The 8,850-nt window shown below is 70.7% G+C and carries 10 protein-coding genes and 1 pseudogene; 2 read left to right on the top strand and 9 right to left on the bottom strand.

Going from position 1 to position 8,850, the window contains the following annotated elements; translation table 11 throughout:
- Positions 1-24: 24 nt before the first annotated feature.
- Positions 25-756, top strand: a complete 732-nt coding sequence (locus B1729_RS13910; protein WP_163633292.1) for an IclR family transcriptional regulator — start codon at positions 25-27, stop codon at positions 754-756.
- Between the two features lie 148 nt (positions 757-904).
- Here the strand turns inward: B1729_RS13910 and B1729_RS13915 are convergent, their stop codons facing one another.
- Positions 905-1,213: a hypothetical protein gene (locus B1729_RS13915; RefSeq protein WP_163633294.1), complete on the bottom strand. Its 309-nt coding sequence runs from the start codon at positions 1,211-1,213 to the stop codon at positions 905-907.
- A 158-nt stretch (positions 1,214-1,371) separates the two neighbouring features.
- Here B1729_RS13915 and B1729_RS13920 point away from each other — a divergent pair, with 158 nt between their 5' ends.
- On the top strand, positions 1,372-3,024 hold the full coding sequence (locus B1729_RS13920; RefSeq protein ID WP_163633296.1) for a thiamine pyrophosphate-binding protein: 1,653 nt from the start codon (positions 1,372-1,374) through the stop codon (positions 3,022-3,024).
- Between the two features lie 31 nt (positions 3,025-3,055).
- Here the strand turns inward: B1729_RS13920 and B1729_RS13925 are convergent, their stop codons facing one another.
- From B1729_RS13925 to B1729_RS13960, 8 genes and pseudogenes are all read right to left on the bottom strand, one after another.
- On the bottom strand, positions 3,056-3,817 hold the full coding sequence (locus B1729_RS13925) for an enoyl-CoA hydratase-related protein (RefSeq protein ID WP_163617596.1): 762 nt from the start codon (positions 3,815-3,817) through the stop codon (positions 3,056-3,058).
- A 24-nt stretch (positions 3,818-3,841) separates the two neighbouring features.
- Positions 3,842-5,062, bottom strand: a complete 1,221-nt coding sequence (gene paaE / locus B1729_RS13930; RefSeq protein WP_163633298.1) for a 1,2-phenylacetyl-CoA epoxidase subunit PaaE — start codon at positions 5,060-5,062, stop codon at positions 3,842-3,844.
- On the bottom strand, positions 5,062-5,643 hold the full coding sequence (gene paaD, locus B1729_RS13935; protein ID WP_275575851.1) for a 1,2-phenylacetyl-CoA epoxidase subunit PaaD: 582 nt from the start codon (positions 5,641-5,643) through the stop codon (positions 5,062-5,064). Before paaD ends, paaE begins: the two co-directional genes overlap by 1 nt.
- A 47-nt stretch (positions 5,644-5,690) precedes the next feature.
- Positions 5,691-6,488, bottom strand: coding sequence for a 1,2-phenylacetyl-CoA epoxidase subunit PaaC (gene paaC, locus B1729_RS13940; protein WP_163633302.1), 798 nt, complete (start codon positions 6,486-6,488; stop codon positions 5,691-5,693).
- Positions 6,489-6,640: 152 nt separating this feature from the next.
- Positions 6,641-6,946: a 1,2-phenylacetyl-CoA epoxidase subunit PaaB gene (gene paaB, locus B1729_RS13945; protein ID WP_163617592.1), complete on the bottom strand. Its 306-nt coding sequence runs from the start codon at positions 6,944-6,946 to the stop codon at positions 6,641-6,643.
- Positions 6,943-8,046: a 1,2-phenylacetyl-CoA epoxidase subunit PaaA gene (paaA, locus tag B1729_RS13950; RefSeq protein ID WP_239539648.1), complete on the bottom strand. Its 1,104-nt coding sequence runs from the start codon at positions 8,044-8,046 to the stop codon at positions 6,943-6,945. The genes paaB and paaA overlap by 4 nt, the downstream gene beginning before the upstream one ends.
- Positions 8,047-8,116: 70 nt before the next feature.
- Positions 8,117-8,572 carry a hydroxyphenylacetyl-CoA thioesterase PaaI gene (gene paaI / locus B1729_RS13955; protein ID WP_239539649.1) on the bottom strand — a complete coding sequence of 152 codons (456 nt, stop codon included), beginning with the start codon at positions 8,570-8,572 and terminating at the stop codon, positions 8,117-8,119.
- Positions 8,569-8,850 (bottom strand): annotated as a pseudogene (locus tag B1729_RS13960) (phenylacetic acid degradation bifunctional protein PaaZ); the annotation flags it as partial. The pseudogene B1729_RS13960 and the gene paaI, both read right to left, overlap by 4 nt.

Here is an 8,850-nt window from a genome sequence, read left to right on the forward strand (position 1 = left end):
ATGTCCGCGAAAGGACCCCGCACGATGACATATGTGAAGTCTCGGCAGGGGACGGGGGGCCGCATCGCTCCCGCCTCGCAGACGCTGAGCCGCGGCATCCGGATCCTCGAAGTGCTCGCCGAGGCGCGCGGCCCACTGTCGATCGACGAGATCGCCCTGCGCCTCGACGTGCACCGCTCGGTCGCCTATCGGCTGCTGCGCACGCTCGAGGATCACGGGCTGGTCGAGCGAGACCCCGCCGGTCGTGTCGAACTCGGTGCGCGGATGGCCGCCCTCGCCGCGGGCGTGGCGCACGATCTGCAGGCCGAGGCCCTCCCCGAGCTCACCGCGGTCGCCGGCGACCTGGGTGTGACGTGCTTCCTCGCCGTGCTCGACCACGACGAGTGCGTGACGCTCTCGAGCGTGGAGCCGCGTCACGCCGTGAACCCCGTCGCGCAGCGGCCCGGTACGCGGCATCCGATCACGCGCGGCGCACCGGGCAAGGCAATCCTGTCGCTGCTGCCGGAATCCTCGTGGCCGGACGAGGTGTCGGAAGGGCTCGCGGCGGAGGTGAGGGATGCCGCGGCCCGCGGTTTCGCGACGAGCCACGACGAGGTGATCCCCAGCCTGCGGGCCGTCGCCGTGCCGCTGGTCGTGCGCGGGCGCGGGCCGGCGGCGATCGCCGTCGTGTTCGTCGCCAGCGCGCACACGGACGAGGCGATCGCCGCGCGCCTGACGGAGTCGGCCACCGCGATCCGCGACGCGCTCGGCGGATGAGGCATCAGGTCTCGCTTTGCTCACTCAAGGACGGGCGTCGGTCTGCCGGTCGTTGAGCGAGCGAGGAACGAGCGAGACGAAACGCAGCGAACTGACGACGAGCCCTGCTCTGCGCCAGGCTCTTGGCGTTTCGTCTCGCTTCGCTCGCTCAACGACCGGGGAAGAAGTCCTGCACGAAGCGGATGTTGTGCTCGGCCACCCGCTGCGGGACGCCGGCGAAGGCCTCGGCGCGTGCGTCCGACGCCATGTACACCTTCTCCAGCGCGAGGAAGGCCGCTTCGTCGCCCTCGGCGCTGACCGCCCACACGAACTCGCTCGTCTCGCGGAGGCCGTAGGCGAACTCGATCGCGAAGCCCGCCGCCGGCCGCACCTTCGGCATCCATTCGCCCCACCAGGAGACGAACGCGTCGTACTCCCCCTCGACGAGCGTGTACCGGCGCAGCTGGATCGTCTTCATGACTCCCATCTTGGCGGAAGTCCTATACTCGGACTGTCCGACGGGAATGACCCCGCCGGTGCTCGAAAAATGGGCACGCAGCGCGCACGCGCGAGACACACACGGCCTCAGCATCCGTCCCTGTCTCGAAAGGCTTCGCCATGCCCGCCAATCCGGCTATGAGCACCGTCTCCGCGCACGTCGCCCTCACCCTCGCCCGCCACATCGACCACGTCTTCGGCGTGATGGGCAACGGCAACGCGTATTTCCTCGACGCGCTCGAGCGGTCCACCGAGGTGCAGTTCACCGCGGTGCGGCATGAGGCCGGCGGTGTCGTCGCCGCGGACGCGTACCACCGCGCCTCGGGGCGTCTCGCGGCCGCAACGGCGACGTACGGCGCCGGCTTCACCAACACCATCACGGCTCTCGCCGAGGCCGTGCAGGCGCACGTGCCGCTCGTGCTCGTGGTCGGCGACGAGCCGACGTCGGGCCCGCGCCCGTGGGACGTCGACCAGATCGCCCTCGCGTCGGCCGTCGGTGCGCGCACGTATACCGTCGGGCGAGCGGATGCCGCGGCCACGACCGTGATCGCCATCGAGCACGCCCTCACCTACCGGGTGCCGACGGTGCTCGCGATCCCCTACGACGTCGCCGCCCGCGACGCCGGCCCGGTGCCCGGGGCGCCGGAGCCGCGGCTTCCCGATCCCGTCGCCCCGACCGGAGAGTTCGCGCGCGCCGCGGTGCGCGAGATCGCCGAGGCGCTCGCCGGCGCCCGTCGGCCGTTCCTGCTCGCGGGCCGCGGGGCGTGGATCTCGGGCGCCGGCGAGGCGCTCGGCGCCCTCGCCGACGCCACCGGAGCTCTCACCGCCTCGACGGCGCTCGGGCGCGGCGTCTTTCCGAACAGCGACTTCGACCTCGGGGTGACCGGCGGCTTCGGGGCGGAGAGCGCGATGGAACACGTGCGCGAGGCCGACGTCGCGGTGGTGTTCGGGGCGTCTCTCAACCACTTCACGATGCGCTTCGGAGATCTGTTCTCGCCCGGCACGCGCATCTTCCAGGTGGACATCGCGCCGACGGCCACCCACCCGCACGTCGGCGGGTATGTGCGCGGCGACGCGCGCCTGGTCGCCCAGGCGATCACGCACGAAGTGCGGAAGATCGCGGCCGAGCCCGCCGACTGGCGCGAGGCGGTCGACGTGGCCGCGGCACGCGGGCACGACGTCGGTGACGGATTAGCCCCCGACGGCCGGCTCGACCCGCGCTCGGTCGCCGCGCGCATCGGCGAGCTCCTGCCGATGGACCGCGTCGTGGTATCGGACGGCGGTCACTTCATCGGCTGGGCGAACATGTTCTGGCCCGTCGCGTCGCCCGACCGCATGATGATGGTCGGCACGGCCTTCCAGTCGATCGGACTCGGCTGGCCCTCCGTGCCCGGTGCCGCACTGGCGAAGCCCTCGGCCACGGTCGTGCTGACGACGGGCGACGGCGGCGGGCTCATGGCGCTCGCCGACCTCGAGACAGCCGTCCGTGTCGCGCGCGGCCGCGGGCTCGCCGTGGTGTGGAACGACGCGGCATACGGTGCCGAGGTGCACCTGTACGGCCTCAAGGGACTCGCCGAGGCGCCCATGCGCATCCCAGAGGTGGACTTCGCCGCCCTCGCGGCGGGCGTCGGCGCCGAGGGGGTCGTCGTGCGCGGCCTCGAGGACCTCGAACGCCTCGCGACGTGGGTGACCGAGCCCGAGGCATCCCGCGCGTTCCTGGTACTCGACTGCCGCATCTCGGGCGAGATCGTCGCGCCGTATCAGCGCGAGATCATCCGCGTGAACTCCTGACCTCGGCGAGAAGCCGACCGCTCCGTGCGCGTCACTCCCCCGTGAAGTCGGGCTTGCGCTTCTGCTGGAACGCGGCGAAGCCCTCGCGGTAGTCGGCGGTGGCGCGCAGCGCCTCCTGTCCACGGGCCTCCTGGGCGACGGCATCCCACAGTCTCTCGTCGCGGAGGCCGGCGATGAGGCGCTTCGAGGCCAGGAACGCGGCGGTCGGACCGGATGCCGCCACCACCGCCCGCTGCCACGCGAAGTCGAAGACCTCCTCGACGGGCAGGGCGCGGCTGAACAGACCCGCCGCGACCGCCTCGGCGCCGCTCAGCATGTCGCCGGTGTAGATGAGGTCGAGCGCCCGATGGGCACCCAGTCGCTCGTAGAGCAGGGCGTGGCCGCCGGAGTCGAGCATCGCTCCGAGGCTCGCGAACGGCGACCCGATCTTGGCGTCGTCGGCGACGTAGACCACATCGGTCGCGATGGCGAGCCCCAGCCCCACTCCGAGGCATGCGCCGTGCACGGCGGCGAACGTCGGAGCGGGGAACGCGGCGATCCGCCGCATGAGCGTCTCGACGCCGGCAAGATACTGGGGCACATCGTCGGTCTCGGGGTCGACGCCGGCAATGTCGCGCCCGGCGCAGAAGGCCCGGCCTTCGGCCCGCAGCAGCAGCGCGCGCACGCCGGACTCCTCGGCGCTGCGGTAGGCGGCATCCATCTCGCCCAGCGCCCGCAGCGAGAGGGCGTTGAGCTTCTCGGGGGCGTTCAGCACGACCTCGGCGACATCGCCGGTGATGGACAGCTCGATCATCTCGATCCTCCGCGTTCGAAAAGGCTAGACGTCGTAGTCGACGACGACGGTATCGGTCGTCGGGTGGGATTGGCAGGTGAGCACGTACCCGCGTTCGAGTTCTTCGGGCTCGAGCGCGTAGTTCTCGGTCATCGTGACCGACCCCTCCAGCAGCCTGGCGCGGCACGTGCCGCAGACCCCGCCCGCGCAGGCGAAGGGAACATCTGGCCGCACGCGCAGCGCCGCATTGAGGATCGACTCGTGCGCGGCGACCGGGCTGTCGACCGCCTGCGACTGGCCGTCGAGGGTGAACTCGATGCGACGCACGGGCTCGTCCGGGGCGACGACCACCGGGCGACCGGCCGACGGCTCGGCGCGCTCGCCCTCACCGGTGGTGAACAGCTCGTAGCGCACGTGCGCGGGGTCGATCCCTATGTCGGCGAGGGTGTCGCGGCAGAGCTGCACCAGCTCGAACGGTCCGCAGAGGAACCACTCGTCGACGGTGTCGGGCAGCACGAGCTCGTCGAGGATGCGCCGCAGGCGCGGCTCGTCGATGCGCCCCGACAGCAGCGGAGCAGTGCGCTGCTCGCGCGACAGCATGTGGTGCAGGGCGAGCCGCGTCGGATACCGGTCCTTCAGATCGGAGAGCTCGTCGAGGAACATCACGTCGAGGCTCGAACGGTTCGTGTACACGAGCGTGAATCGCGACGTGGCGGACCGCGCCAGTACGGTGGCGGCGAGCGCCATGAGCGGCGTGATGCCGGAGCCTGCCGCGATGCCCGCGACGTGCGAGCCGTCGAGGTCGGCGAGCTTCGAGGTGAAAGTGCCCTGCGGACTCATGACGTCGAGCTGGTCGCCCGCGCGCAGCTCGGTCTGCGCCCACGTCGAGAACCGGCCGCCCTGGTCGCGCTTGATGGCGACGCTGATGGTGCGCGGACCATCGCCGCCACCGCCCGCGTCCTCCGCGCGGCACAGCGAGTACGAGCGGCGCAGCTCCTGCCCGTCGAGCACCGTCCGCAGCGCCACATGCTGGCCGGCGAGGTAGTCGAACTCGCCGCGCACCTCTTCGGGGATCGCGAACGTCACCTCGACCGCGGCGTCCGTCAGCGGCCGGACCGCTGCGACCCGGAGCGTGTGGAAGCGCGCGCGATGCCGGCTGCCCCGCGGTCCACCCACCGAGGTGGTGAGCAGCGTCTCGGCGATGCGCTGGTTCTCCTGATCCGGTTTTCCCGGTCCCTGGGCCTGTCGAAGGGCGTCGGGCTCCATCAGTGCACCTTGAAGTGGTCGAACGGCTCGAGACAGGCGCGGCACTCGTACAGCGCCTTGCACGACGTCGACCCGAACCGCGCGAGCTCACGGGTGTCGAGCGACCCGCAGCGCGGGCACCGCACCGACAGCTGCACGCGGATCGGACCCGCGACCGCTGCACGCCCGTTCGGCGGCGCGATGCCGTAGTCGACGAGCTTGCGCTTGCCGGCATCCGTCATCCAGTCCGTCGTCCATGCGGGCGCGAGCACGAGACGCACGTCGACGTCGTCGAATCCGGCGGCCGTGAGGGCGAGCACGACGTCGTCGCGGATCGCATCCATCGCGGGGCATCCCGAATAGGTCGGCGTGATCGTCACCGTGACGCGCCCGGGGGCGCCGGAGTCGTCGGCGACGACCTGGACGTCGCGCAGTACGCCGAGATCCTCGATCGTGAGCACGGGCACCTCCGGATCGAGAACGGATGCCGCGGCCTGCCACGCCCGTGCGGCGGCGCTGACGACGGCCGCCGACTGCGGATCGGCGCTGCCCGGAGGCTCGAGGCGTTTCGTCTCTGCGTTTCGACTCGCAATCTCGCTCAACGACCGCGTTCCTCGCTCGCTCAACGACCGGGTGCCTTGCTGGGTCATCACCACGTCGCCCCCGGATGCTGCCGCGCGAGCACCTGCATCTCGGCGAGGAGAAAGCCCAGGGTCGAGAAATGGTGCCCGTTCCGACCACCGGCCGACGACATCGGCCCGGTCGGAAGCTCCACCTCCGCCTCGGCGAACACGGCGGCGATGACCGCATCGAACGCCGGCTGCAGCGTCGACGGCCGCACGGCCACGCCGTCGAGCCGGTCGATGAGCGGCTCGTCGCGGAACAGCTCCGCCACGTAGGGCCAGACGTCGCCCACCGCCCGGATCATCCGACGGCGCGATTCGTCGGTGCCGCCGGCGAGCCGCAGCGTCCACTGCACGGCGTGGTCGCGGTGGTACTCGACCTCCTTGACGGCCTTCGCCGCGATCGCGGCCAGCGTCACGTCGGAAGAATCCTGCAGTGCCGTGTTCAGCTCGAAGAGGTAGACGGATGCCGCCAGCTGGCGCACGATCGTCTGCGCGAAGTCTCCGTCGGGCTGCTGGAAGAGCCAGGCGCAGCGAAACTCCGGCTCGTCGCGCCAGTAGGCGAGGTCGTCCTCGCTGCGGTCGTCGTAGGTGCCCGCGTAGCGGAGGAACGAGCGCGCATGCCCGAGAAGGTCGAGCGCGATGTTGGCGAGCGCGACGTCCTCCTCGAGTTCGGGGGCGCGCGCGATCCACGCCCCGAGCTGCTGGGAGAGGATCAGCGCGTCGTCGCCGAGCCACAGGGCGTACTCCGCGACGTCCGCGGATGCGGCACGCCCCTCCCCACCCGCGAGCTCGGCCGACAGCGCGACCCGCTCGACGGTCACCTCGCCGTGCGGATCGTCTCGGAGATCGGGTCGCGACGTTTCGTCTCCCTCGTTCCTCGGTCGCTCGACGACAGGCGGTGTTGCGGTCGTTGAGCGAGCCTGCGAGTCGAAACGCAGAGAAGAAACTCCCTGGTCGTCGGGATACACGTGGATCACAGGTGCGGCACCCCCTCCGACGCCGTGTAGTACGTGGCGTGGCGGTAGTTCTTGCCCGCGGGGCTCTCGAAGAACGCGCCCTTCGAATCGGGGTCGCTCGTGGTGATCGCATCGGCGGGCACCACCCAGATCGACGTGCCCTCGCCGCGACGCGTGTAGACGTCGCGGGCGTTGCGCAGCGCGAACTCCGCGTCGGGGGCGTGCAGCGAGCCGGCGTGCACGTGGCTGAGGCCCCGCCCGGCGCGGACGAACACCTCCCAAAGAGGCCAGGACTCGCGCGGCGAAGCGCCTGAGGTCGTCACCGCGCCACCTCGTTCCCGGTCGTTGAGCGAGCGAAGCGAGACGAAACGCGATCGACGTCCGCCGCGGACTCACTGCGTTTCGTCTCGCTCGTTCCTCGCTCGCTCAACGACCGGGAACTGCGCTCGCCACCGCCGCGCTCATCGCCCAACGAGCGGATGCCGGCCTGCTTGCGGGCGTATTCGGCGGCGGCCTCGCGCACCCAGGCGCCGTCCTCATGCGCGTTGCGCCGGTTGCGGATGCGCTCGCCGTTCATCGCGCCGCGGCCGGCGATCACCTCCTGCAGCTCGGTCCAGTCGATGTCACTCGTGTGCCACCGCTGCGCCTCTTCGTCCCAGCGCAGCTCGGCGTCGGGGAGCGTCACACCCAGCACCTCGGCCTGGGGCACCAGCATCCCGATGAACCGCTGCCGGAGGTCGTCGTTCGAGAAGCGCTTGATCTTCCACGCCATCGACTGCGCCGAGTTGGGCGACGCCTCATCCGGGGGCCCGAACATCATGAGCGAGGGCCAGTACCAGCGGTCCACGGCATCCTGCGCCATCCGCCGCTGGGCCGGCGTGCCCTGCATGAGGGTCAGCAGGATCTCGAAGCCCTGCCGCTGGTGGAACGACTCCTCCTTGCAGATGCGCACCATCGCGCGTCCGTACGGACCGTACGATGCACGGCAGAGCGGTACCTGGTTGCAGATCGCGGCACCGTCGACGAGCCAGCCGATCGCGCCCATGTCGGCCCAGGTGGGGGTCGGATAGTTGAAGATCGACGAGTACTTCGCCCGGCCGGCGATGAGCTGCTCGGTCATCTCGTCGCGCGTGATGCCGAGGGTCTGCGCCGCGGAGTAGAGGTACAGCCCGTGCCCGGCCTCGTCCTGCACCTTCGCCATGAGAATCGCCTTGCGTTTGAGGCTCGGCGCACGCGTGATCCAGTTGCCCTCCGGCTGCATGCCGATGATCTCGGAGTGCGCGTGCTGCGAGATCTGCCGGATCAGCGTCTTGCGATAGGCCGCCGGCATCCAATCCCGCGGCTCGATGCGCGAGTCGGCCTCGATGATCGCGTCGAAAGCCGCCTGCTCGGCAGCCTCGTCGATCAGCACATCGGTCGTCATCATCGACTCCTCAATTACAGACCGTTCGTTCAGTAAAGTGTACGCCCGGGACGGATGCCCGACAAGGCACTCAGTCGGCGGCATCGTGGTGCGGGCGCCGTATGGTGAACGACCGCCCCCGGAACTCGGCGACGACGTCGCCCGTCTCGTCGGTCACGCTCACGTCGTACAGCCCGCTGCGGCCGGTCAGGGCACGGCGTCGTGCGTGCGCCGTGAGCGTCTGACCCGCGTACGTCGCCTTGAGGAACGAGATGTCGGCGCCGGCCGCGACCGTGATATCGGCATCCGTGTCCGCTTCAGCCGTGGCCACGGCGTTGCAAGCCATCGCGAACGCTGTGTCGGCGAGGGCGAACACCATTCCCCCGTGCGTGATCGCGAAGCCGTTGGTCATGTCCTCGCGCACGCGCATCGACACGACCGCCTCCCCCGGCTCGTCGCGTTCGACGACCATGCCCAGCGCCGCCGACGCGCGATCGCGTTGCAGCATGCGCCGCTGGCCGGCGAAATGCGCGGCAGGATCGGTCACGCCCCGCCCCCTGCCGACACGGGGTCTCCCGTTGGCGCGTCCGGCGCCTCCGCAGTCTTGGCCACCAGCGTGAGCACGTCGTACGTCGCGACGATCTCGTCGCGCTGGTTGAGGATGACGGCGTCCCAGCGCACCTCGCCGTAGTCGTCCGTCTCGCGCGGGGTGATCTGCTTCGCCGTCAGCACGACACGGATCTCGTCGTCGGGCGACACCGGGGTCACGAAGCGCAGGTTCTCGAGCCCGTAGTTCGCGAGCACCGGACCCGGATCCGGGTCGAC

Origin of the sequence: Microbacterium sp. B35-04 (genome assembly GCF_010634885.1) — a bacterium.
Classification (GTDB): Bacteria; Actinomycetota; Actinomycetes; order Actinomycetales; family Microbacteriaceae; genus Microbacterium.